Below are 23,101 nucleotides of genomic sequence, written 5' to 3' on the forward strand. Positions count from 1 at the left end.
AATAAATTTAACTTTTAAACTCTTTTAAACTTTAGCTAACTTTAAAAGTGGTTTCAATCAAAATTTCATCTTTATATAAAATTTTTCCAAGAAAAGTATCATTTAGTTTAAACTCGCCAACTCCTTTAGGAGTGCCTGTCATAAGAATATCACCATCTTCAAAATCCAAAAAACTTATAGCTTCTTTAATTATTTCATTTGGTTTATGAATCATCATAGAAATATTTCCTTTTTGTTTTAACTCACCATTAACAAAAAGTTGTACTTCTAAATGTTCAATATCTTTGTTTATAGATACAAACTTTGAAAAAACAGCAGAGTTTCTAAAAGCTTTTGCTCTTTCCCAAGGAAGTCCTGACTTTTTTAATTTTGATTGCAATTGTCTTAATGTTAAATCAAGACCAAAGCCAACTGCACTTATTTTATTTTCTTCAATCAAAAAAGATATCTCAGCTTCATAATGGCAAGAATCATGCTCTTTGGGGAAGACTAAATCAGATGAAATAGAAGAGTTTGGTTTTATAAAAAAAACCATACTTTCAGGTACTTCATTATTTAACTCTTTTATATGCTCCACATAATTTCTACCAATACAAACTACTTTTGATGGCTGAATCTTTATATTATCATCTAAAATTATACTATTCATTTACTCTTCCTAATATTTATTTAAAAAATCCAACAATATAATAGAAGTCATTCCCCATATTACATTATTTTTATATTTATATACCCAAACTTTATGTCTTTTGTTTCCCCAAGGTTCATGATAGAACTTAGGAAGATTAAGTTCTTTTACGGGAAAATAAATCTCTTTTTCTCCCTTTTCATTTATATGATAAGGTTTAACTTCACTTCTTAAAGTATATTCAACTGCTTTATTTTTTTTAAAAAAAGATAGAGGTATTAAGATAGTTTTTTCAACTTCACTCTTATCAATTTTCATAGTTTTTAAAGTTTTTTTCTTTATAACTCCAACAAAAACCTCAACAACAGCTCCAATAGGCGCAACCATTGTATCAAGTTGACCTACAATTTTTATATCTTTCTTTTTAATTCCAAGCTCTTCTTTTGTCTCTCTTAGTGCTGTTTGTTTAAAGTTTTTATCATGCTCTTTTTCAAAACCTCCACCAGGAAAACAGATATCTCCCCCTTGACTTATATTAGCCGCTCTTTTTTGAAATAAAATATGATATTCACCCTCTTTTTTTACAAGTAAAATTAAAACAGCTGAATTAAATAATCTATCTCTTCCTAAAATATTTGGATGTTTAGGAAGATTAGAAAGCATTTTTTTCAAATCTTTTTTTTTCATTTTAACTCTTTATAGATTTAATAGCTTCAATCATAACTCTTACTATTTTTCTTAAATCCTCTTCACAAATACTATAAGCAACTATTGAATAAATTAGTTTACCAAAAGGTCTTATCCAAACGCCATTTTCTACACAAAAATCTTGAATAGCTTGTGCATGTGAGCTGTCATTTAACTCAATTACTCCAATAGCTCCAATATTTCTTGTGCTTTTTACAAGTTTTAAATCCTTTGCTTTTTCTAACTCTTGCGTAAATATATTTTCTATATTATTAACTCTTTCTTGCCAAGGAGACTCTAAAAGAAGTTTTATACTCTCAATAGCAACAGAACAAGCCAAAGGATTTCCCATAAAAGTTGGTCCATGCATCAAAATACCAAGCTTTGAATTTGAAATAGTTTCACTTACATTTTTTGATGTAATCATCGCAGCCATAGTCATATAACCACCAGTAAGACCCTTTCCAACTGTCATAATATCAGGTTTTATATTAGCATGTTCGCAAGCAAACATTTTTCCAGTATGCCCAAATCCAGTTGCAATTTCATCTGCAATTAGTAATATATCATATTTTTCACAAAGTTCTTTTGCTTTTTCTAAAAATTTTGGATTATAAACTCTCATACCACCAGCACCTTGAACAACAGGCTCAATTATAAATCCAGCAACTTCTTCATGATGTTTTTTAAAAGTTTCTTCTAAAGCATTTATAGCTTCAGAACAATCACTATCAATTCCAATATTAGGTGCTTTTGTAAAAATATGTTTTGGTAAGTATGAACCATAAATACTATGCATTGAGTTATTTGGGTCACAAACACTCATTGCAGCAAGTGTATCGCCATGATATGCATTTTCACAAGCTATAAATCTATATTTTTTTAAACCCTTTGCTTCTTGATATTGAATAGCTGTTTTTAAAGCAACTTCAACTGAAACAGAACCACTATCACATAAAAATACACTATGTAGACCTGTTAGATCAACTAACATTTTTGATAGTGTTGCTGCATTTTTATGGCTCATTCCACCAAACATAATATGAGGCATTATTTCAACTTGTTTTTTAATTGCTTCATTTAATCTTGGATGATTATATCCATGAATTGCACTCCACCATGAGCTCATTCCATCAATCAACTCTGTATCATCCTCTAAAAAAATTGATGTTTTATCAGTTCTTTTTACAGGCAAAATCTTAGTTGTAGATGGCAATGAATTATATGGATGCCAAACATGTTCTTTATCAATTTCTATCCAGTGCAAAATTATCCTTTTTATTTTCATTTTATCAAAACTTGTTTTATAACTACTTTTAAACAAATTTATGATAATTTATATTGCTATATACTTATAGCAAAATATAATAAAATTAGGAGTTAGTATGCAATATCATGACCTAGAATTGAAACATATTGCTAGTGTGGATGATAAAAGATATTTTATATCTACTATTAAAATGCACGTAAGACATACTTGGCTTAATCAACACGACAACGTATATGTTTATGAAACTATGATTTTTAAAAAAGAGAAAAACAAAGTTTTATACCTTGAACCAATTTACACAAAAAGATACGATGCCTATGATAAAGCAATAAGCGGACATCAAGAAGCAATAGAAAATATAAAAAATATAGTAAATAAATCAAAAGACTAGTGATTAAAAAACACTAGTCTTTTTCAAAGTTACAATTTGGTAACACTACAATAAATTTAACTTAAGTAAATAAGTGTCATTATTCCATCACATTTTAAAAAAGGATGATTATGACTTTTATTCCACTATCAATACAACTACAACAAGCAGTTAAATCAAGTAATGCAAAAGAAGTTGAAGAGTTGATTTTAAACTCTGATATAAAAACAGATTTAATAAAAGAGCATATTTCAATTAATGGAAAAGAGGCTTTAATAAATCTTTTACCAAAGTTTAAAAGTAAAGGCTTAGTTTCAAATATAAAAAGTTTGTTAGAAATTTAAAAGTGCTAGCTACATATTTTAACTAGCACTTTTTATTGTTATAGTAATATTCCTGCTAAAATATACACAATAAGAATTGTTACTAAACCTTGAATTAAAGTTGCCATTGTATAAGATTTGTATGCAGTTGCAACATCCATTTGACTAAATCTTGAAACAACCCAGAAAAAACTATCATTTGCATGACTTACAGTCATTGCACCAGCACCAATTGCCATAACTGTTAGAACTTTACCCATTTCACTATCTAATCCTAAATTTGCAAGAAGAGGATACATAATAGTTGAAGTTACAACAAGAGCAGTAGTTGATGAACCTTGAGCTGATTTTAATGCAGCTGCTATAATAAAAGGAACAAAAATACCAAGACTTAGTGTTTGTAAAGCATCACCTAAGTATGTACCAATTCCACTAGCTTTTAATACTGCACCAAGTGCACCACCAGCACCTGTAATAATAAGTATTTCACCAGCATTTTTTATACCCTCACCAATCCAACCTGAAAGTCTTTCTTCATCAAATTTTGGTAAAAGCATAGTTGCAAACAATAATCCTATAAATAGTGCATTTGTTGGATTTCCTAAAAATATAAACAACTTATAAAAAGCACTATCACTCATATGCCCAAAAGATAATTTTACAATACTAGCAGTAGCCATAAGTAAAATAGGAATAAAAATAGGAGCAAATGATTTAAATGCACTTGGTAATTCTCCATACTTTTGTAATACTTCACTATCTTTTTCTAAATCAACCAGTGAATCTTCACCACTTGTATAAATTTTACCAGAACGAACTGCCCAAAAATAACCAGCAAGCATTGTAATAATAGATATTGATATACCAAATATAATAACAAGTCCTAAATTATCAACCATTAAGTTACCAGCAGCAGCAATTGGACCTGGTGTTGGTGGAACTAATGTATGAGTTGCAAAAAGCCCTGTTGCTAAAGCAACACTCATAGCAACTCCTGAAACTTTAAGTTGTCTAACCATAGAACGTTTTAATGCATTTAAAATAACAAAACCACTATCACAAAAAACTGGAACTGAAACAATATAACCTATAACTGACATTGCAAGTACAGGTCGTTTTTTTCCTACTACTTTAAGTATAACATCTGCCATTTTTATAGCTGCTCCACTTTTTTCAAGTATAACACCTATAATAGTACCAAGAACAATAACAACACCAATATAAGCAAGTATTCCACCAAAACCTTTAGTAATCGTACTTGCAATCTCCATATAACCCATACCAACACTTATAGCTATACCATAAGCTGCAATAAGTAATGCAATAAATGGATGTAACTTTAACTTACTAGTGGCTAGAACGATAAAAGCTACAGCAACTAATAAAATAAATACCAACATAATCAAATCTCCTTGTGAATATAAAAAGAATACAAAAACATAAATTTTTAAATTTACTTTTAAAAATTATTTTATCTTGTTTTTTCTTAATATAATAGGAATAAAGTTACTATTTTAAATATATTTAAGATTAATAAAATTAGAGTTTGGAAGTTAAAAAGTGGCGTTTTTTTTATTTTTTTGTGTAAGATTTTATAAGATTTACCTTCAAATGAAAAGACACTTTATATATCTTATCAATTAAAGATGCAATTTAGATTATTTTGAAGCTTTTTTTGCTTTTTTCTCAGCTCTTTTTTCTTTTAATGTTTTTGTTGCTGCTGTTTTAACTGTTTTTTGTATATCTTTTCCCTTAGCCATGTAATTCCTTTGTTAGTTTTTTATATTATAGCCTAATAAATAAAATTATGCTTCTATTTTAAAAAATTAACTAACATAAACTACATATTACATATTAATAACAAAAATAATTTTATTTAAATATAATATATTATTATCAATTAAGGATGAATTTGTAAGTATGTACTAGTTTAGAAGTAAGCTGTTAGTATAATCAAAAAAGAATCAATGTAGCAAAGGAAAGGATATTCAATGATACATGAATCTAAAGATAATAACAATAACTTAAGTAAACAACTTACAAGAAGAAGTTTTTTTAAAAATATTGCTTTTCTTAGTTTAGTAACTTTTACAACAACTCGTCTAGAAGCAAAAGGTTCAAAAAAACAATTTAAATATCAAGAAACACCTAAAAATGCAGAAGCCTGTAAAGACTGTATACACTTTTTACCAGATAAAAATAAATGCAAAGTAGTAGAGGGTTCAATAAGTCCTGAGGCTTGGTGTACTTTATATAATAATCCACCAAAATAATCTTTAATCAAAAAAGAAGACAAAAACTCTTGTCTTCTTTTTATTTTATAATAGTGCGTTTAATTTATCTTCTAGTGCACCTTTTGTAGTTGCTCCAATTAATTGGTCAACTATTTTTCCATCTTTAAAGAAAAGAATCGTAGGAATTGATCTTATTTGATATTGTGCAGTTAACTCTTGCTCAACTTCTGTATTAACTTTACAAATTTTTGCTTTACCATCAAAATCTTGTGCTAATTGATCAATAGTTGGAGCTAGCATTCTACAAGGTCCGCACCAAGGTGCCCAAAAGTCAACTAATGACACACCCTCTTTTACTGTTTCTTCTATATTATCTTGATTTAATTCTATATATTTTGACATTTTTATTTCCTATAATTTATCTTCATTTTTACCTAAGTATTCAGCAACACCTTCTTTGTCTGCTTTCATACCCTCATCACCTTTATTCCATCCTGCTGGACAAACTTCACCATTTTCATTTGTAAAAATCATAGTATCTACCATTCTTACCATTTCATCAATATTTCTTCCAAGAGGTAAGTCATTGATTACTGCATGTCTTACTGTTCCATCTTTATCAATTAAAAATGAACCTCTAAGTGCAACAGATTCATTAAATAACACATCATAATTTTTTGCAATTTGTTTTGTTATATCTGCAACCATTGGGAAATTCACTCTTCCAATACCACCTTGTTCAACTGGTGTTTCTCTCCATGCAAAGTGTGAAAATTCAGAATCAATTGAACAACCAATTACTTGAATTCCTCTTTCTTTAAACTCTTCAACTCTTTTTGAAAAAGCAATAATCTCAGAAGGACAAACAAATGTAAAATCTAAAGGCCAGAAAAATAGTACTGCACCTTTTTCACCAATATTATTATATAAATTAAAATCTTCTACAATTTGACCATCTGCAAGTACAGCTGTAGCTGTAAAATCTGGAGCTTTTTTTGTTACTATCATTTTATTTCCTTTTATTTTGTTATTTATTTTATGAAAGAATTATACATATATAATTTTAAAAGAATATTAATAAATTTTATTAGAAGATAAAAATTATCCTATGTAAAATTATTCAAATAACTCTATCTTAATAAATTTTCTTTTGCAACTTCAACTAATTCATCCCCTTTTCCATTTATAATAGTTCTTAACATATAAATACCAAATCCTTTAGCACTTTCAAAAGTAATCTTTGGAGGCATTGTAAGTTCTTGTTTTGCTGTTGTTACATCAAGTAAAGCAGCTCCATCGTATTTAAGAAACTCTTTTATAGTACCTTCTAAATCTTCTGGTTTTTCAACTCTATATCCTTTTACTCCAGCAGCATTTGCAATTGCTGAAAAATCAGGATTTGTTAAATCTGTATTTTCATATAAATATCCACCAGCTTTCATCTCAATTGCTACAAAACCTAAAGAACTATTATTATAAATTACTATTTTAGCTTTAATTTTATGCTGAATAAGTGTTAGAAAATCTCCCATTAGCATAGTAAATCCTCCATCTCCACATAAAGCAATTACTTCTTTATTAGGACTACTAACTTTTGCTCCAATTGCTTGAGGAAGTGCATTTGCCATTGAACCATGATTAAATGAACCAATTAGTTTTCGTTTACCATTCATATCTAAATATCTTGCTGCCCAAACAGTAGGAGTTCCAACATCACAAGTAAATATTGCGTCATCACTTGCATATTTATTAATTAGTTTTGTTAAATATTGAGGATGAATTAAACCTATCTTACTATTTTCACTTGCTAATTTATCAAATTTCTCAACTGTATTTTTATAGTGTTTTAATGCACTCTTTAAAAATATATTATTCTCTTTTTTATCAATTTTTGGTATTAACATTTCAAGAGATGCTTTTATATCACCTATTAATGCTAAATCAAGTTGGCAGTGTCGCCCTAGTGATTCTGGTTTTATATCTATTTGAATAATTTTTGCATCTTGAGGGTAAAATGCTTTATAAGGAAAGGTAGAACCTAAAACAAGCACTACATCAGAATTATCCATTGCATAATAACCTGATTCATATCCAATAAGTCCTGTCATTCCAACACTATTTGGATTTGTCCATTCTATATACTCTTTTCCTCCTAATGCATGAACAACTGGCGCATTTAGTAATTGTGCAATTTTAACTACTTCATCATGTGCATTTTTACACCCTGCCCCACATAAAAAAGTAATCTTTTCATTTTCATTTAATATTTTTGCTAGCTTTATTATATCATGCTCATTTGGTAATACTTTTGGTAAATTTGGTTTTTGCCATAATAGTTTTGAATTTTCAGGCATTGGCTTTAACATAATATCACCGGGAATAACTATTACACTTACTCCTTGCTTTAAAATCGCTTGTCTTATTGCTGTTTCTAAAATATTTGGCATTTGTTCAGGATTTGAAACTAATTCACAAAAAACACTACACTCTTTAAATAATTCTTGAGGATGCGTTTCTTGAAAATATCCACTTCCAATCTCACTTGAAGGAATATGTGAAGCAATTGCTAAAATAGGAACACCATTTCTTTGGCAATCATAAAGACCATTTATAAGATGCAAATTCCCAGGTCCACAAGAACCAGCACATACAGCAATATCTCCAGTTACCTTAGCATCAGCTCCTGCTGCAAAAGCTGCTGTTTCTTCATGCCTTGTACCTATCCACTTAATCTTATTTAATTTTTCTAAACTATCACTTAATCCATTTAAAGAATCACCAGTGATTCCCCATATTCTTTTTATACCTACTTTTTCTAAAAGTTTTGCGAAATACATTGAAATATTGTCATTCATAAAAAATCCTTTATATTATAGTTGACATATGCTCATTATAATCACATTGTTTTTAATATAGATTAATTATATATTGTAAAGTTATAATTTCTAACATCATCCAAAAACTATAACAAAAAGTAAAATAGAATATATTAATTTAATATATTCTATTTTTTAAGTTAAGCCTTTGGTGTAAAAAATTTACCTAATTCACTTCCAAAAGGAAAAACAATTGTATTTGTTTTATCACTTGAAATATCACTTAATGTTTGCAAATATCTTAGTTGTAAACCTTGAGGATTTTGAGCTAAAATGTTTGCAGCTTCTAGTAAGTTTTGACTTGCTTCAAGTTCACCTTTTGAGTTAATAACTTTTGCTCTTCTTTGACGTTCTGCTTCTGCTTGTTTTGCAATAGCTCTTATCATACTTTCATCTAAATCAATATGTTTTATCTCAACATTTGAGATTTTAATTCCCCAAGCATCAGTTTGTTTATCAAGTATATCTTGAATATCTTCATTTAATTTTTCCCTTTCTGCTAGCATTTCATCAAGTTCATGTCCACCTAAAACTGATCTTAGAGTAGTTTGAGCAAGTTGTGAAGTTGCATCATGAAAACTCTCAACTTGAATAATAGCTTTTTCAGGATCTATAACTCTAAAATAAACCACAGCATTTACATTTACTGACACATTATCATGTGAAATAACATCTTGTGATGGTACATCAAGTACAACAGTTCTTAAATCTACATTTTCCATCTTTTGAATAAAAGGAATTATAATAATTAAACCTGGACCTTTAATTCCTGTAAATCTACCCAATGTGAAAACAACACCTCTTTCATACTCTTTTAAAATCTTAATTGATGCTGCTAAAATTACAACAACAATAAAAACAATATATATAATACTCATAAACATTTTTTACTCCTTTGATTTTATATGAAGTGTCAAACCCTTTATAGATTCAACAATAACTTCATCGCCTTCGTTAATTTCTTCTTTACTTATGGCATTCCAAATTTCTGAATGAATTGAAACTTTGTAAGTATTACCTTGTTTTTTCACAACTTTTGCTGTGGCTGATTTCATTTGATCTATTCCTGTTTTTACCTTTTGATCTTTTTGTTCAATTATAATTTTAAGCAAGTAAATAAAAATGGCAATACTAACTAAAACAAAAGCTACAATAAGTGATAAAGATATATCTACACCCAATGTTTTTTCATCAAAAAGTATCAAAGAACCAAATACAAATGCAATAACTCCTCCTATTGCAAATACTCCAAAACTAATAATAAAAATTTCCATGGTCATTAAAAACACACCAATAAAAATCAATAATAAACCAGCATAATCAAAAGGTAAAATATTAAATGAATATAAGGCTAATGCACCACTTACTAAACCTGTAACACCTGGGAAAATTGCACCTGGACTTATTAGTTCAAAGAAAATTCCATAAATTGCTAAAAGCATTAAACCATAAGCAATATTTGGATTGGAAAGATAAGAGAGTAATTTGATTTTAAAACCCTTTTCTACTGTTTGCAATGTGCTGTTTTGTGTATTTAATTTAATCTTTTTATCATCAATTTTTACTTCAAAACCATCTAGTCTTTTTAAAAGTGTATTTAAATCATCAGCCACAAAATCTATAACACCTAATTCTAATGCTTTTTGTGAGTCAATACTAGCACCCTTAGTTACACTTTTCTTTGCCCATTGAATATTTTTGCCTCTAAGTTTTGCCAAGCTTTCAATATAAGCACTTGCATCATTTATAGCTTTTGTTTTTATAGCAGATGGTTTTTTATCATCATCTTTCATACTCATTTGTACAGGAGTAGCAGCGCCTACATTACTACCTTGTGTCATTGCTGCAATATGAGAAGCATATAAAATATAAGTACCAGCACTTGCAGCTCTTGCACCTTTTGGAGATACATAAACAAGAATTGGAATTTTTGAATTAAGAATTTGTGAAACTATATCTCTTGTGGAAGATAGTAATCCACCAGGAGTATTAAGCTCAAAAATTATAAGTTGAGAGTTTTGTTTTTTTGCATATGAAATTGACTTTTTGACAAAAGCATTACTTGCAGGATTAATAGCCCCATCATAAGCAAAATGCGTTATATTTGAAGCAAAAAGTGAAACACTTAAAATGAAAAAGAGAAAAAGCAATCGCATAATAAACCCCTTTATAAGAACATCATACCTTAGTAATATCTATAAGTCAATATAAAAATTAAGATAGTTACTGTTAAAATCATTTTAAAAATAAAGGCAAGATATGAAAGAGTTAGAGTTTTTACATAAAGACTTTTTTTCACCAAAAAAATATAAACAAATGGTCAAATCATACCAAGAAAAAGATGACCCAACAGGTTGGTTTGATAAAGTCTATGAAAGTGCACAAGGTGATTACACAAAAGTTTTCTGGGCTGATTTGGAACCAAGTGCTTATTTAATAAAATGGCTAAAACAAAATTATATTAAAAAAACCAATAAAAAAGCATGTGTAATTGGCTGTGGGGTTGGAGATGATGCACAAGCTTTAAGTGATTTTGGTTTTGATGTTATTGCCTTTGATATTTCAAAAAAAGCTATTGATTTATGTAAAAATAGATATCCAAATAGTAAAGTAGATTTTACAGTTGCTAATTTATTTGATTTTCCAAAAGATTGGTTTGAAAACTTTGATGTAGTTTATGAATGTAATACAATACAAGTTCTTTTAGGAGAGTATAGAAAAGAAGCAAAAAAAGCAATGTGTTCTTTAATAGCAAAAGATGGATATATCTTAGTTTCATGTAGAAGTGCAAAAGAAGAAGATGAAAAAAAAGATGAAATTCCAAAACCACTTTTAAAAAGTGAAATTGATGAGTTTAAAACTACATATAAATTAAAAGAAAAGAGTTTTTTAGCCTATGATGATAATCAAACTCCAAGTATTCCACACTTTTTTGCAGTGTATCAAAAATAGATTTTAATCAACAAATACTTTCACACAATTTCTATTTGAATTTTTAGCTTCATATAAAGCTTTATCTGCATTTAATAAAGCTTTATTACAATCTGAATCTTTACACTCAACCACTCCAAAACTAGCTGTAACATTTATATTTTTATATAAAGGTTTTTTAGCAATTAATTTTCTTAATTTTGAAGCTAAATTATATGCATCTTTTTCTTTTGTAAAAGGAAGCACTACTAAAAACTCTTCTCCTCCCCATCTTCCAATAAAGTCAGTCTCTCTTATATTTGCTTTTATTATATTTGAAAATTCAACCAAAATCTTATCACCTACTAAGTGTCCATAGGTATCATTTATTTTTTTAAAATGGTCTATATCAATTATAATAATAGATAAAGGCTTTTCATATCTTTTTTTATTTTTAAATTCAAACTCTAAAATCATATCTAATTTAGTTCTATTATATAAAGAAGTCAATTTATCAGTTTGGGATAGTATTTCTAATTTTTTATTTAGTGTGCTTAGTTTTCTATTTGATTTATAAATAATAAATAAGATTATAAGTAAAGATATTAATACAATAATTGAAACTATTTTTATTAGAAGTTCTGTATTTATTTTTTCTTCTTTTATTACCGTTAGCCATCTATTTAAAAGCTCCTTTTTTTCATGAGGCTTAACTGAATTTATAGCTTTATTCATTATTTTTTGTAGTATTATATTATCTTTTCTAATTGCTATTTTTGAACTACTACTTATACTTATTTTTCCAGAAATTTTTATACCAGTTATTGAAGAGTTTTGCATATTATATGCAAGTGATGGAAAAGTATCTACAAAAGCATAAATCTTATTATCTTTCAATTTTTTTAAACCATCTAGTGTATTTTCAACAGTGATAAAATTAAAATCAGGATATCGATATCTTAATCGTTCTGCTATTGAGTAGTTTTTAATAACACCAATTTTCTTATCTTTTAACTTCTCAATTGAATCTATAAAAATCTTATTATCTTTAGTTGCTATTACATTTGAAAAATTAAAATAGTCTTGTGTAAAATTTAAATATTTTTCCCTACTTATTGTTTGTCCTGTATTTGGTAAAACATCACATTTACCCTCTTTTATTGCTTCTAGTGACTCACTCCATGAAGATGTATTTATAAGCTCAAAATTAATTCCACTATTTTTTGAAAGTTTTGTTATAAAATTTGCTATGATACCAACATATTTTCCCTCATGATTTATATATTCATAAGGTAAATAATTTGGATCAACGCACATCTTTATTTTTTTGGCTTTATTTAAATAATCAATCTCTTCTTTAGTAAATAAGTAATCTTTACTTTGTATTTTTGTAACTTTTGCTTTTTTAAACCATTTTAAATTTAAAATTTTTAGATCTTCTTTGCTAATTTGTTTTTGTGCTTTTTCAATAATATTTTTTAATATATAATTATCTTTATTAAATGCAAAATAAAAACCAAGCTCTTTATCATCAATGTTTTTCATGGTCTTTAAGTTTGTAAATAAGTGTTTATTTATAGTATAATCCAATACACTTTTTAAGCCATATGAAGCATCTGCTTTATTTGTTGATACTGCATTTATCATCTCATATGTATTTTTTGTTGGATAAATATTAATTTTAGGATAATTACTTTTAACCCTATCATAACTATGATAGCCTTTTACTAAAGCTACTGTTTCACCCTCAAGTTCTTTAAAAGTATGAACCTCTTTATGATCAATTCTTGTAAGAATTGCAAGGGGAGAACTTACATATGAATCACGAGTAAAAAGAAATCTCTCTTCTCTTTTTTTTGATTTTAAAATATTTGCCATCAAATCAATCTCATTGTTTTCTAGCATATTCATAAAATCATCCCAATTACCTTGAACATACTTTATTTCAATAGCAAGTATATTTGCAATAAGACTCATATAATCAATAGAGTAACCTTTTACAATGCCATCTTCGTTGAAGTTATAAGGAGGTAAATTTGAATCATTTTGTATTTTTAGTACTTTTTTATTTTCTAAATATTTTAATTCTTCACTAGTAAACTTGATAATTTCTTTAAAATAAACAATAAGCTCACCTATTTTTTCATCTTTATCATTGATAATATCTTTTGTATAAAAATGTGAAGTTTTATACAAAGCCTTATCAAAAGCTTTATCTTTAAAAAAACTCATAGCATCATCATTTCTTGAAGAACTAAACAAGTATTTTTTATCTTTTTTAATTTCAAAGCCTATTATATTTTCATAATTATCATAATACAATCTTAATAAATCACTAATCTCTTTTTCATTTTTATCATAATTTGAAGTTAAATATTTTAATTGATTGGCTAGTGTGTCTATATTTGATTTTATATTATTATTTAAAGAGTATGTATTTGTAGCAAAAGATGAAACTTGAAGTATTAAAAATATTAGTAATAAAATAATTGTTTTCATCTTGTAAAGGTAATCCTTTAAAACATTTGTTCAAGTATATAATAACTTTTAAAATATAAAACTTAATAATTTAATCTAGGGTTTTTATTTCTAAAATAAAATAATTTTATAGCTATACTCAATTTTAATTTACTTAAAATTATCAAACTAACATATTGACAACATGAACAATCTTAGCTAAGATTAAGTTAATAGAGGGGATTTATTATGAATGTTTACGAATATGCAATGAAAGTTGAAAAAGATGGTGAAGCTTACTACAATCACTTAGCTTCAAAAGCACCAAATAATGGTTTAAAAAAAGTATTTCATATTTTAGCAGAAGCAGAAGTAAGTCACTACAATGTTTTTAAAAGTATGAGAGATAAAGATGGTTCAGATTACAAAGCAATTGATATCTCAACAGATACAAAAACAATATTTGAAACTTTAAATGCCCAAAGAGCAAATGTAAGTTTTGATGCAGACCAAATCAAGTTTTATGAAGATGCCATAAAAAGAGAAGAGGATTCATATCAATTTTATATTGATAAAGCCCAAGAACTAGAAAATGAAGATGAAAAAACAGCTTTTATAAATATTGCAAAAGAAGAAGTAAAACACAAAGCAATACTAGAAGAGATTATTCATTTTATTCAAGAACCAGACAACTGGGTTGCAAGTGCAGAGTTTTAACTACTAAAATTTGTATAAATAGCTTGAGCCTTTAGGCTCAAGCTATTTATCTTGCAATTTCTTTTCGATAATTAATTATATCTTCAACACTAAGAATAGGCATAGAATATTTTTTCGAAACTTTTTGAATATCATCTGCTTTTGCCATTGTTCCATCTGAATTTGTAATTTCACATAAAACTGCATATGGTGATAAATTAGATAATTTCATCAAATCAACACTAGCTTCTGTATGTCCTGCACGTCCTAGAACACCTTTTTCATTTGCTCTTAAAGGAAATATATGTCCAGGAGAAACAATCTTAGATACTCCATTACTAGAAATAGCTGACTTTATTGTTGTAACTCTATCTTGCGCAGAAACACCTGTAGTAACATTATCTTTTGATTCTATTGAAACAGTAAATGGAGTTTGAAATTTTGAGTTATTATTTTGAACCATCATTGGTAGGTTAAGTTTATCAACTTTTTCTTTTGTTAAACACAAGCAAACTATCCCACTACACTCTTTTATTAAAAGTGCCATTTGCTCTTTTGTTAGATTTTGTGCAGAAAAAATCATATCTGCTTCATTTTCTCTATCATAATCATCTACAACTATAACACCTTTGCCTTCTTGCAAGGTTTTAATTGCACCATCAATTTTTGATTTAAAATCACTATTCATAATTTTTTGATTCATTTTAGTTATACCTTTAGTTTTAAGTAAAACTTATTGAATCAGGGCTAATACTTAAAGCAATACTATCCTTATACTTTAACAATAAAAAGATATATATTATTTTCTCTTCCATCCAGACTTTAACTGTTGGTTTTGGATTTACACCAAATCTGCTGACCTTTATAAAATAAAGCGCTCGTGGACTTCTATATTGTATAGTTACCACCAGTAAGGAATCTCACCTTGCCCTGAGAAATAAATTTTGATTATTTTATCCAAATTTTCATTATTTAAAAGTTAGAAAAATCAAAAGAAAGCTTATTTATCTATTTTTTTCCATATGGTTTTACCCGTGGCACAAACTTTATTTGTTCCTTTTATTTTTATAGTATGAACAAAAGAGTTTTCTGAACTATCTTTTTTTGTTGAAGATAAAATCACATCACCATATTGAGCTTCTGAGATAAAACGTCCATCAATAAAATACAAATAGTAGTTATTTAGTACCTCATCAGGTATTGATTCAATTAGCCATTGTAAATATCTAAGATTATTAACATGTTTATTTGTATCAGTATCGTACATATTTACTTTAAACTCTTTTCTATACTCAAAAGAGTCAAGGGCTTCAATCTTATCACTTATATCATGTTCAAGAGATATTGATTTATATGATGACCACCTTTTTAAAAAGTCTGGATGTATTCTTGTAGGTCGTCTTTTTTTTATATCATAAAAAAGCCATAAACCTCTAGCTCTTCCTATGATATTGTAGTCTTCATCATAAATAATATTTTCTCTAAGCCCTCTAATAGCATAATATTTTGATATCCAAGTTCTAATAATGATTTTTTCTTTATACAAAGGATAGCGTTGCATTTGCATCACGCCAGATAACAATACCCATCCAAGATTTTCTGACATCAAAGATAAAAGATTATGCCCAGCATAATGACAATGCTCAGCAGCAGCTTCTTGAAGCAAAGTCAAAAGAGCAATAGGCGAAGCCTCCCCTAATCTATTCATCTCAAAAAATCTTAATTCAAACTCTTTATCAAAATAGTTTTCCACAAAAACTCCTTTACTAAATAGAATATATGCAATTTAATCCCTATTGTCAAGAGTAAAGTATCTTACATCTTACAAATTAAATTTGCAAAACTATCTACTTCATCCCAGTTTGTATATTCGATTACACTTTTAGGATCAGTATCACCTTTTGTTAGCCACATAATAAATCTTATCATTTGTCTGTTAAAAACTCCATATTTTTGATAATCAAGTTTTCCACCAAAAACAGCTAAATTTTTTGGTTTCCATGATATCTGTTTTAAAAACTTAACTAAATATGGATTCGTTTCAGGTGTGTTTTTATTTGGTTTTCTTGCCACAATATTTACAGAGAAAAAGGCATTTTTTTTCTCTTCTAAAATCTCTTGGTTTTTCTTTATAAATTCATATACTTTTTTATTATGTTTACCATATCTAATACTTGCGCCAATAATGATTTTATCAAATTGATTTAAATTTATTTTTTCACTATCAATTGATAATAATGTAACACTATTACTTTTTTGTTCAATAACATCTTTAATTTTATTACAAATCTTTATTGTATAATTATCTGTTGTTGAATAAACTATAATTATTTTTTCCATTTAAAATCCTTATAATAATAAACCTTATCATGATGATTAAAAGCAATTTTTTGAAGTTCTTGCAAAGCTTATAAGTCATGAATATTTCCATAAGAAGATTGATTGATTTTAATGCCACTATAACTTGATGGCAAACTACTAGCATATAAAGTTAGTTTTAACATAACTACCTCATCTAAGGTTTGCAAGAATTGTATGTTTTATACTACTTATTTCTTTGTAATAACCCCATAATTTTAGCAGTTGTACACTGTGAATGTTCTTTTAGTATATTAATATTAAAGTTTATAACTATTTATTAGATTAAATTTTAGTATTTAAAGATTTTTCTGCTTTTTCTATTTTATCTTCGATAATTTTTATTGTGCTATCAATATTTTTTAATATTAATTCTTTTTGCTCATTTGGAATACTTTCAGATAATAAATATTTTATTACATTTAGTGTTGTTTCCACAAGTATAAGGTCTTCTTGCAGATTCTTTCTAAATCTTTCTATTTTATTTATTGATGATTTTATTTTATTCTCCATAATTATCCCTTTCTCATAATATGTTCCATAGAACATTTATAAAGAATCATATCTATTATAAACTTACAAATAAATTACCCATAGGACATATTATGAATACAATTAGCTTTTCAAATGAAGAACTTGAAATTTTTTATAAGAAAATCGGAGATAATGTAAAAAAATATCGAAAAGAAAAAAATTTTACTCAAATGCAATTGGCACTAGGTATTGGACACAATTCAGTAGGACATGTAGCAAAAGCAGAACTATACAAATATGGCAAACACTTTAATTTAGAACAACTTTATAAAATATCTAAGATATTAGATGTAAACTTAAGTAAATTAATAGATGATTGATTCTTTTGGATATATAAACTAAGTTATTGTTATCATCTAAGCCTCATTTTTTCTATTTATTATCCAAACTTAGCCACAATTAAAACTAGTGCCATCATAAAACATCCAATTATCAAGCGCCAAATCCAGTGCATTTGTTCCAACTTAATTAAAAATATTGATTTAGTTTGTTTAAAGCGAATCAAAAACAATAAATAATACACGAACAAATTATATAAAAAAACTATAACTAACAATATTCCTGACGTAACTCCAAATAAACCTATCTTCCACCATTCCAAGTTACTATGACTAAAGAAAAAAAACCATTGTCCAACTAATAAAAAAACAGGGTCAGGTGATAACAATAACCCTAAACCTAAACTAGCAACTGACCTCTTTTTATATAAAAGAATTTTAGATTAGTAATATCAATAAGACAATAAATATTATTTTATTAATTGTATATTAGTTCAAAAGTTAGGATATTTTAAGAACTATATTATAAAAGAAAGTTTGATTTTAAAAGTGATTAAGAAGAAAGATTGTTTATAAAAACAATCTTTCAATCTTTTTAGTGTAAGAAGTGTCTTTTTCCTGAAAAATAAAGTGCCATTCCAAACTCATCGGCTGCTTGTATAATCTCATCATCTCTTATACTTCCACCTGGTTCGATTACACATTTTACACCAGCTTCTTGGGCTGCATCAATACTATCTCTAAATGGGAAAAATGCTTCACTTGCTAGTACTGAACCACTTACATCAAGTCCTAAATCTTCTGCTTTTCTTAAGGCTGCTTTTGCTGCATCTACTCTACTTGTCATACCCATACCAACAGCTACCATTGCAGAGTTTTTCACATATACTACGCAGTTTGATTTTGTCAAACTTGCTACTTTATATGCTATTTCCATATCTTTTATCTCTTGTTGCGTTGCTTCTCTTTTTGATTTTAGTTCACTATTTTTAACTTCATCATCTTCTACTTTATCAGCATCTTGATATACAAAACCACCATCAACAATTTTGAAGTTAAAATCATCATTTGAAAGCTCTAGCTTTTTTGTACCTTGTTTAAATAGTTTGATTCTTTTCTTTTTATTTAGTTCTTGTTCAGCCTCTGGTGTAAAATCAGCTGCAAAAACTACTTCTAAAAAGATTTCATTCATTTTAATTGCAAGGTCTAAATCAACTATTCCATTTACTGCAACAACTCCACCAAATGCAGAGATTGGGTCACATTTTAGTGCTTGTGTGTATGATTCTAGTAGTGTATCTTTAATAGCAAAGCCACATGGATTTCCATGTTTTACAATACATACTGCATTTTCATCACCAAATGCACTTGCTATTTTAGCAGCACCTGAGATATCTCCCATGTTATTGAAACTAGCTTCACCTTTTAAAGTGATAAATTTATTTGATAGGTGTTTATCAAACTCATATAAAGCACCTTTTTGATGTGGGTTTTCACCGTATCTTGTATCAAATACTTTCTCACCAACGATAAACTGTTTTGCACCCATTCCATTGTTGAATCTTTTGTTCATATAGTTTGCAATCATAGAGTCATATGCAGCTGTGTGCTCATATGCTTTAATCATCATATCTCTTCTAAACTCAACTGTATTTGTATCATTTTTAAGATTATTTAATACAGTATCATAATCAGCCACATCAGTTACGATTATAACACTATCAAAGTTTTTTGCAGCACTTCTAACCATCGCTGGTCCACCAATATCAATGTTTTCAATAATTTGTTCAAAATCATCTGTTTTTTCAATAGTTTCTTTAAAAGGATATAAGTTTACACACACTAAATCAATACCCTCAACACCAAGCTCTTTTGCTTGTGTTTTGTGTGAGTCTTTATCTCTTCTATATAAAATTCCACCGTGGATATATGGGTTTAAAGTTTTAACTCTTCCCTCAAAACACTCAGGAAATTTTGTAACTTCATCTGCTTCTATCACAGCTATTCCTGCTTCTTGAAGTTTTTTATAAGTACCACCTGTACTAATTATTTCATAACCTAAACCTACTAACTCTCGTGCGAAATTTTCAACACCACTTTTATCACTAACACTGATTAATGCTCTCATTAAAATGTTCTCCCTATAAAATTTTAGAAAATAAAAAAGCCAAACTCAATTTAGAGTTTGGCTTTAGCAAGATTTGTTCTTATAAGTCTTGTTCAATAACTTGTTTGAACTTATTAAAGTATATATCACTAGCTTTTGATAACTCAACTTGTATATCATTGATAATAATTGATTTACCTTTTACCACACCTATTTGTTCAAAAGAGATTTCATTCTCTTTTGCTACTGCTTCAAATGCCTCTTTATTAGATGCTTTTACTTCTACTAATGCTCTACTTAAAGATTCAGAAAAAATATCTTTTGAATCATCAAGCTTAACATTTACCTCAACTCCCTTATCTCCAACAACTGCCATTTTTGATAATGAAACAGCAATACCACCAACATTTACATCTTTTGCAGATACTAAAAGTGATTGTTTATTTGCTTCAATAACTGTATTCCAAAGTTTTAACTCTTTTTCAAAGTCAACTTCTGGATGAACTCCAGCAACTTTGTCATACATTTTTTTCATATATAAACTTCCACCAAACTCAGATTTTGTATCTCCAAGTAAGTAGATTAAGTTTCCTTCATTTTGTAAGCTTGATGGTAAAACTTTATTTGCATCATCATTTACACCAACCATTGCAATTGATGGTGTTGGGAAAACTCCAACACCATTTGTTTCATTGTAAAGTGAAACATTTCCACCAATTACAGGAGTGATTAGTTCTCTACAAGCGTCTTTAATACCCTCACAAGCTTGTGCAAACTGCCACATAACTTCTGGATTTTCAGGATTACCAAAGTTTAGACAATCTGTGATTGCTTTTGGCATTGCGCCTGTCATTGCTACATTTCTACCTGATTCCATAACCGCTGCACTTGCACCTAATTTTGGATCAATATAGCAAAATCTTGTATTACAATCAGCACTCATAGAAAGAGCTTTTCCCGTCTCTTTTACTCTAATTGAAGAACCATCTAATTTTCCTGGTCCTTTAACTGTATTTGTTTGTACCATTGAATCATATTGATTATATACCCAAGATTTATCAACAACTTCCATATCGCTAAACATTGCATCAAATGCTTCTTGATTTGAAATATTTTTATCCAGTGATATATTTTTGATATCTTTTAAATATTCTGGCTCTTTTACAGGTCTATCTAAAATAGGAGCTTGTTCACTTACTGGTTGAACAGGCACTTCAGCGCATTTTTCTCCATGCCAAAATAGTTCCATATTTCCAGTATTTGTTACTTCACCAATAACAGCAACGTCAAGTTCCCACTTTTCAAAAATATCAATGATTTTTTGCTCGCAACCTTTTTTAGCACAAATAAGCATTCTTTCTTGAGACTCACTAAGCATAAAATCATAAGGAGTCATTCCATCTTCTCTTGCAGGTACTTTATCAAGATGCATAATCATACCGCTATTACTTCTTCCTGCCATTTCAAATGAAGATGAAGTAAGTCCAGCAGCACCCATATCTTGAATACCAATAATTAAATCTTCTTTAAATAACTCTAAGCAAGCTTCTAAAAGTAGTTTTTCAGTAAAAGGATCACCAACTTGAACAGTTGGTCTTTTTGATTCACTATCTTCATCAAATGATGCACTTGACATAACAGCTCCACCAAGTCCATCTCTTCCTGTTTTACTTCCCACATACATAACTGGATTTCCAACACCCTCAGCAATTCCTAAGAAAATCTCATCAGCTTTTGCAAGTCCTAAAGTAAATGCATTTACAAGGTTATTTCCAGCATAGCACTCTTCAAAAGTCGTTTCACCACCTATTGTAGGAACTCCCATGCAGTTACCATATCCACCAATACCAGCTACAACACCTCTTAATAAGTATCTATGTTTTTGTGCAGTTTCACTGTTTCCCTCAATTCCAGCAAATCTAATAGAGTTCATATTTGCAACTGGTCTAGCACCCATTGTAAATACATCTCTTAAGATACCACCAACACCAGTAGCTGCACCTTGATAAGGTTCAATAAATGAAGGGTGATTATGTGATTCCATTTTAAATACAGCAGCATATCCATCTCCAATATCAATAACACCAGCATTTTCACCTGGTCCTTGAATAACCCATGGAGCTTTTGTAGGAAAACCATTTAGGTATTTTTTACTTGATTTATATGAGCAATGCTCACTCCACATAGCCGAAAAAATACCAATTTCCACATGATTTGGTTCTCTTCTTAAAATATTTCTAATCTGACCTAATTCCTCAAGTGTTAAAGAGTGCGCTAGTGCTATCTCTTCAATATTCATCTCTTTTTCTTGCATCTGTTACCTTAAAAGTTATTTCATAGTTAATGTGCGATTATATCTAAAAAGGGGTTAAAAAAACTTTTATCCCTCAGTTAGAATTTTTATTGAATTATCTTTTAACTCAATAAAAAGTTCCTTTTTACCATCAAACTTATAGTTTCTAGTTCTATATTTTTCATCCATCAAAACTTTATACATTTTTTTATTTAATGAATTAGGATAAGGTATTATATTTATATTTGAAAAAATAATAGTTTTATCTTCTTTTCTTGAAAAAATTCTTTTTTTATACTCTGAAAAACCATCTAAACTCAAACCATCATATCGTTTAAAATCATTTGAGTAAAAAGACAAATATCTTTCAATGTCAGATTTTCTCCATGCGTCTTTCCATTTATAAATAAATGATAATATTGAACTAATATCATCTTTTTTTACTTTTTCAAGTTTACCTTCTGAGATTAAAACAAGTGCTTCATTTAATCTAATACTTTTATCTAAATTAACTAAATTTGGATTATCCAAAGCAATACAACCTTGTGTAAACTCTTCTCTTTTTTCATTTAAAGGCATACCATGAATCCAAATTCCATGCCCTTTTTTATTCATTGCTTTGTCAAAAGTATTTGGATAAGAAGTCACAAGTGCTAGTGGACCATAAAATGGATCAAGTTTTGTAAGTTTTGAAGTCAGTTCATATACGCCCTCAGGAGTTTTTAAATCACCCTCAATTTGTTTATCACCTGGTTTTTCACCAACAATTACATTATCTTGAACTACTTGTGAGAAAAGATTATTTACATTTTCTAAAACTTTTAACTCTTTTGTTCCTTTTTCTACTAAAATTAAGAATTTTGTAGACTCATAATAACCATATGTTACATCTTTTTTTTCTAAAAAGTTATTCCAATAACTCTTTTCTTGTAGTTGTTTTTCTAGTTTTTCTTTTACAGCATCAATTCCTTGTGTTCTATAAACATCTATTAAATCAGCAAATAAGAAAGATACACAAAGGGCAAACATAGCCAAAATACGCATTAAACACTCCAAATATTTTTTTTTAAGTTTTGCAAT

Annotated in this window: 23 protein-coding genes and 1 riboswitch; of the genes, 6 read left to right on the forward strand and 17 right to left on the reverse strand. The window is 28.2% G+C overall.

The window, feature by feature from the left end; all coding sequences use genetic code 11:
* Positions 1–31: 31 nt before the first annotated feature.
* The 3 genes from ACAN_RS10570 to bioA are packed head-to-tail and all read right to left on the reverse strand — an operon-like array spanning position 32 to position 2,582.
* On the reverse strand, positions 32–649 hold the full coding sequence (locus tag ACAN_RS10570) for a fumarylacetoacetate hydrolase family protein (RefSeq protein ID WP_099334719.1): 618 nt from the start codon (positions 647–649) through the stop codon (positions 32–34).
* A gap of 9 nt (positions 650–658) precedes the next feature.
* Complete coding sequence (locus ACAN_RS10575) at positions 659–1,315, reverse strand: NUDIX hydrolase (RefSeq protein ID WP_099334720.1); 657 nt, start codon at positions 1,313–1,315, stop codon at positions 659–661.
* A gap of 1 nt (position 1,316) precedes the next feature.
* Positions 1,317–2,582, reverse strand: a complete 1,266-nt coding sequence (gene bioA, locus ACAN_RS10580) for an adenosylmethionine--8-amino-7-oxononanoate transaminase (RefSeq protein WP_079579080.1) — start codon at positions 2,580–2,582, stop codon at positions 1,317–1,319.
* Between the two features lie 118 nt (positions 2,583–2,700).
* Here bioA and ACAN_RS10585 point away from each other — a divergent pair, with 118 nt between their 5' ends.
* Both ACAN_RS10585 and ACAN_RS10590 read left to right on the forward strand, forming a co-directional pair.
* The gene (locus ACAN_RS10585) at positions 2,701–2,976 is read left to right on the forward strand and encodes a hypothetical protein (RefSeq protein WP_079579078.1); all 276 of its coding nucleotides are present in this window, start codon (positions 2,701–2,703) and stop codon (positions 2,974–2,976) included.
* 110 nt (positions 2,977–3,086) lie between these two features.
* Complete coding sequence (locus tag ACAN_RS10590; protein WP_079579076.1) at positions 3,087–3,299, forward strand: hypothetical protein; 213 nt, start codon at positions 3,087–3,089, stop codon at positions 3,297–3,299.
* Positions 3,300–3,337: 38 nt separating this feature from the next.
* Here ACAN_RS10590 and ACAN_RS10595 read toward each other — a convergent pair whose 3' ends face one another.
* Positions 3,338–4,678: a GntP family permease gene (locus ACAN_RS10595; RefSeq protein WP_196778780.1), complete on the reverse strand. Its 1,341-nt coding sequence runs from the start codon at positions 4,676–4,678 to the stop codon at positions 3,338–3,340.
* A gap of 591 nt (positions 4,679–5,269) precedes the next feature.
* Here ACAN_RS10595 and ACAN_RS10600 point away from each other — a divergent pair.
* Positions 5,270–5,551, forward strand: coding sequence for an iron oxidase oxidoreductase (locus ACAN_RS10600; protein ID WP_099334721.1), 282 nt, complete (start codon positions 5,270–5,272; stop codon positions 5,549–5,551).
* A gap of 45 nt (positions 5,552–5,596) precedes the next feature.
* On the opposite strand, the gene trxA is transcribed toward ACAN_RS10600, so the two are convergent.
* The 5 genes from trxA to ACAN_RS10625 form a co-directional block, all read right to left on the reverse strand.
* Entirely contained in the window at positions 5,597–5,914 is a 318-nt protein-coding gene (trxA, locus tag ACAN_RS10605; RefSeq protein ID WP_079579072.1) for a thioredoxin, read from the reverse strand.
* 9 nt (positions 5,915–5,923) lie between these two features.
* A complete protein-coding gene (locus ACAN_RS10610) occupies positions 5,924–6,520 on the reverse strand; it encodes a peroxiredoxin (protein WP_099309969.1) in 597 nt (198 codons plus the stop codon).
* A gap of 122 nt (positions 6,521–6,642) precedes the next feature.
* Positions 6,643–8,367 carry a ubiquinone-dependent pyruvate dehydrogenase gene (gene poxB / locus ACAN_RS10615; protein WP_099334722.1) on the reverse strand — a complete coding sequence of 575 codons (1,725 nt, stop codon included), beginning with the start codon at positions 8,365–8,367 and terminating at the stop codon, positions 6,643–6,645.
* 161 nt (positions 8,368–8,528) lie between these two features.
* Positions 8,529–9,272, reverse strand: coding sequence for a slipin family protein (locus ACAN_RS10620; protein ID WP_079579068.1), 744 nt, complete (start codon positions 9,270–9,272; stop codon positions 8,529–8,531).
* Between the two features lie 3 nt (positions 9,273–9,275).
* A complete protein-coding gene (locus tag ACAN_RS10625) occupies positions 9,276–10,544 on the reverse strand; it encodes an NfeD family protein (RefSeq protein WP_099334723.1) in 1,269 nt (422 codons plus the stop codon).
* 103 nt (positions 10,545–10,647) lie between these two features.
* On the opposite strand from ACAN_RS10625, the gene ACAN_RS10630 reads away from it, so the two are divergent.
* A complete protein-coding gene (locus ACAN_RS10630) occupies positions 10,648–11,340 on the forward strand; it encodes a class I SAM-dependent methyltransferase (RefSeq protein WP_099334724.1) in 693 nt (230 codons plus the stop codon).
* Between the two features lie 3 nt (positions 11,341–11,343).
* On the opposite strand, the gene ACAN_RS10635 is transcribed toward ACAN_RS10630, so the two are convergent.
* The gene (locus ACAN_RS10635) at positions 11,344–13,797 is read right to left on the reverse strand and encodes a transporter substrate-binding domain-containing diguanylate cyclase (protein WP_099334725.1); all 2,454 of its coding nucleotides are present in this window, start codon (positions 13,795–13,797) and stop codon (positions 11,344–11,346) included.
* Positions 13,798–14,004: 207 nt separating this feature from the next.
* Here ACAN_RS10635 and ACAN_RS10640 point away from each other — a divergent pair, with 207 nt between their 5' ends.
* Positions 14,005–14,472 carry a ferritin family protein gene (locus tag ACAN_RS10640; RefSeq protein WP_079579060.1) on the forward strand — a complete coding sequence of 156 codons (468 nt, stop codon included), beginning with the start codon at positions 14,005–14,007 and terminating at the stop codon, positions 14,470–14,472.
* 46 nt (positions 14,473–14,518) lie between these two features.
* Here ACAN_RS10640 and ribB read toward each other — a convergent pair whose 3' ends face one another.
* The 4 genes from ribB to ACAN_RS10660 all read right to left on the reverse strand — a co-directional run bounded on the left by ribB (position 14,519) and on the right by ACAN_RS10660 (position 17,322).
* Positions 14,519–15,154: a 3,4-dihydroxy-2-butanone-4-phosphate synthase gene (ribB, locus tag ACAN_RS10645; RefSeq protein ID WP_191287713.1), complete on the reverse strand. Its 636-nt coding sequence runs from the start codon at positions 15,152–15,154 to the stop codon at positions 14,519–14,521.
* A 96-nt stretch (positions 15,155–15,250) separates the two neighbouring features.
* A riboswitch (FMN riboswitch) is annotated at positions 15,251–15,393 on the reverse strand.
* Between the two features lie 58 nt (positions 15,394–15,451).
* Positions 15,452–16,204 (reverse strand): acyl-[acyl-carrier-protein] thioesterase, encoded by a 753-nt coding sequence (locus tag ACAN_RS10650; RefSeq protein WP_099334726.1) that lies wholly within the window; start codon positions 16,202–16,204, stop codon positions 15,452–15,454.
* A 62-nt stretch (positions 16,205–16,266) separates the two neighbouring features.
* Positions 16,267–16,791 (reverse strand): menaquinone-dependent protoporphyrinogen IX dehydrogenase, encoded by a 525-nt coding sequence (gene hemG / locus ACAN_RS10655; protein WP_099309961.1) that lies wholly within the window; start codon positions 16,789–16,791, stop codon positions 16,267–16,269.
* Between the two features lie 303 nt (positions 16,792–17,094).
* Positions 17,095–17,322 (reverse strand): hypothetical protein, encoded by a 228-nt coding sequence (locus ACAN_RS10660; protein WP_079579055.1) that lies wholly within the window; start codon positions 17,320–17,322, stop codon positions 17,095–17,097.
* A 92-nt stretch (positions 17,323–17,414) separates the two neighbouring features.
* Between ACAN_RS10660 and ACAN_RS10665 the strand changes: the two genes are divergently transcribed.
* Complete coding sequence (locus ACAN_RS10665; protein WP_079579053.1) at positions 17,415–17,663, forward strand: helix-turn-helix domain-containing protein; 249 nt, start codon at positions 17,415–17,417, stop codon at positions 17,661–17,663.
* A 553-nt stretch (positions 17,664–18,216) separates the two neighbouring features.
* Here the strand turns inward: ACAN_RS10665 and purH are convergent.
* From purH to ACAN_RS10680, 3 genes are all read right to left on the reverse strand, one after another.
* Positions 18,217–19,749: a bifunctional phosphoribosylaminoimidazolecarboxamide formyltransferase/IMP cyclohydrolase gene (gene purH / locus ACAN_RS10670; RefSeq protein WP_099334728.1), complete on the reverse strand. Its 1,533-nt coding sequence runs from the start codon at positions 19,747–19,749 to the stop codon at positions 18,217–18,219.
* A gap of 79 nt (positions 19,750–19,828) precedes the next feature.
* A complete protein-coding gene (gene purL, locus ACAN_RS10675) occupies positions 19,829–22,042 on the reverse strand; it encodes a phosphoribosylformylglycinamidine synthase subunit PurL (RefSeq protein WP_079579041.1) in 2,214 nt (737 codons plus the stop codon).
* A 66-nt stretch (positions 22,043–22,108) separates the two neighbouring features.
* The gene (locus tag ACAN_RS10680) at positions 22,109–23,065 is read right to left on the reverse strand and encodes a L,D-transpeptidase family protein (protein ID WP_099334729.1); all 957 of its coding nucleotides are present in this window, start codon (positions 23,063–23,065) and stop codon (positions 22,109–22,111) included.
* Positions 23,066–23,101 lie beyond the last annotated feature (36 nt).

This window comes from Malaciobacter canalis (assembly GCF_008000835.1).
Classification (GTDB): Bacteria; Campylobacterota; Campylobacteria; order Campylobacterales; family Arcobacteraceae; genus Malaciobacter; species Malaciobacter canalis.

Coding starts and splice junctions, on each gene's coding strand:
- ACAN_RS10570 (WP_099334719.1), bottom strand. CDS start 649: ATGAATAGTATAATTTTAGATGATAATATAAAGATTCAGCCATCAAAA.
- ACAN_RS10575 (WP_099334720.1), bottom strand. CDS start 1,315: ATGAAAAAAAAAGATTTGAAAAAAATGCTTTCTAATCTTCCTAAACAT.
- ACAN_RS10585 (WP_079579078.1), top strand. CDS start 2,701: ATGCAATATCATGACCTAGAATTGAAACATATTGCTAGTGTGGATGAT.
- ACAN_RS10590 (WP_079579076.1), top strand. CDS start 3,087: ATGACTTTTATTCCACTATCAATACAACTACAACAAGCAGTTAAATCA.
- ACAN_RS10595 (WP_196778780.1), bottom strand. CDS start 4,678: ATGTTGGTATTTATTTTATTAGTTGCTGTAGCTTTTATCGTTCTAGCC.
- ACAN_RS10600 (WP_099334721.1), top strand. CDS start 5,270: ATGATACATGAATCTAAAGATAATAACAATAACTTAAGTAAACAACTT.
- trxA (WP_079579072.1), bottom strand. CDS start 5,914: ATGTCAAAATATATAGAATTAAATCAAGATAATATAGAAGAAACAGTA.
- ACAN_RS10610 (WP_099309969.1), bottom strand. CDS start 6,520: ATGATAGTAACAAAAAAAGCTCCAGATTTTACAGCTACAGCTGTACTT.
- poxB (WP_099334722.1), bottom strand. CDS start 8,367: ATGAATGACAATATTTCAATGTATTTCGCAAAACTTTTAGAAAAAGTA.
- ACAN_RS10620 (WP_079579068.1), bottom strand. CDS start 9,272: ATGTTTATGAGTATTATATATATTGTTTTTATTGTTGTTGTAATTTTA.
- ACAN_RS10625 (WP_099334723.1), bottom strand. CDS start 10,544: ATGCGATTGCTTTTTCTCTTTTTCATTTTAAGTGTTTCACTTTTTGCT.
- ACAN_RS10630 (WP_099334724.1), top strand. CDS start 10,648: ATGAAAGAGTTAGAGTTTTTACATAAAGACTTTTTTTCACCAAAAAAA.
- ACAN_RS10635 (WP_099334725.1), bottom strand. CDS start 13,797: ATGAAAACAATTATTTTATTACTAATATTTTTAATACTTCAAGTTTCA.
- ACAN_RS10640 (WP_079579060.1), top strand. CDS start 14,005: ATGAATGTTTACGAATATGCAATGAAAGTTGAAAAAGATGGTGAAGCT.
- ribB (WP_191287713.1), bottom strand. CDS start 15,154: ATGAATCAAAAAATTATGAATAGTGATTTTAAATCAAAAATTGATGGT.
- hemG (WP_099309961.1), bottom strand. CDS start 16,791: ATGGAAAAAATAATTATAGTTTATTCAACAACAGATAATTATACAATA.
- ACAN_RS10660 (WP_079579055.1), bottom strand. CDS start 17,322: ATGGAGAATAAAATAAAATCATCAATAAATAAAATAGAAAGATTTAGA.
- ACAN_RS10665 (WP_079579053.1), top strand. CDS start 17,415: ATGAATACAATTAGCTTTTCAAATGAAGAACTTGAAATTTTTTATAAG.
- purH (WP_099334728.1), bottom strand. CDS start 19,749: ATGAGAGCATTAATCAGTGTTAGTGATAAAAGTGGTGTTGAAAATTTC.
- purL (WP_079579041.1), bottom strand. CDS start 22,042: ATGCAAGAAAAAGAGATGAATATTGAAGAGATAGCACTAGCGCACTCT.
- ACAN_RS10680 (WP_099334729.1), bottom strand. CDS start 23,065: ATGCGTATTTTGGCTATGTTTGCCCTTTGTGTATCTTTCTTATTTGCT.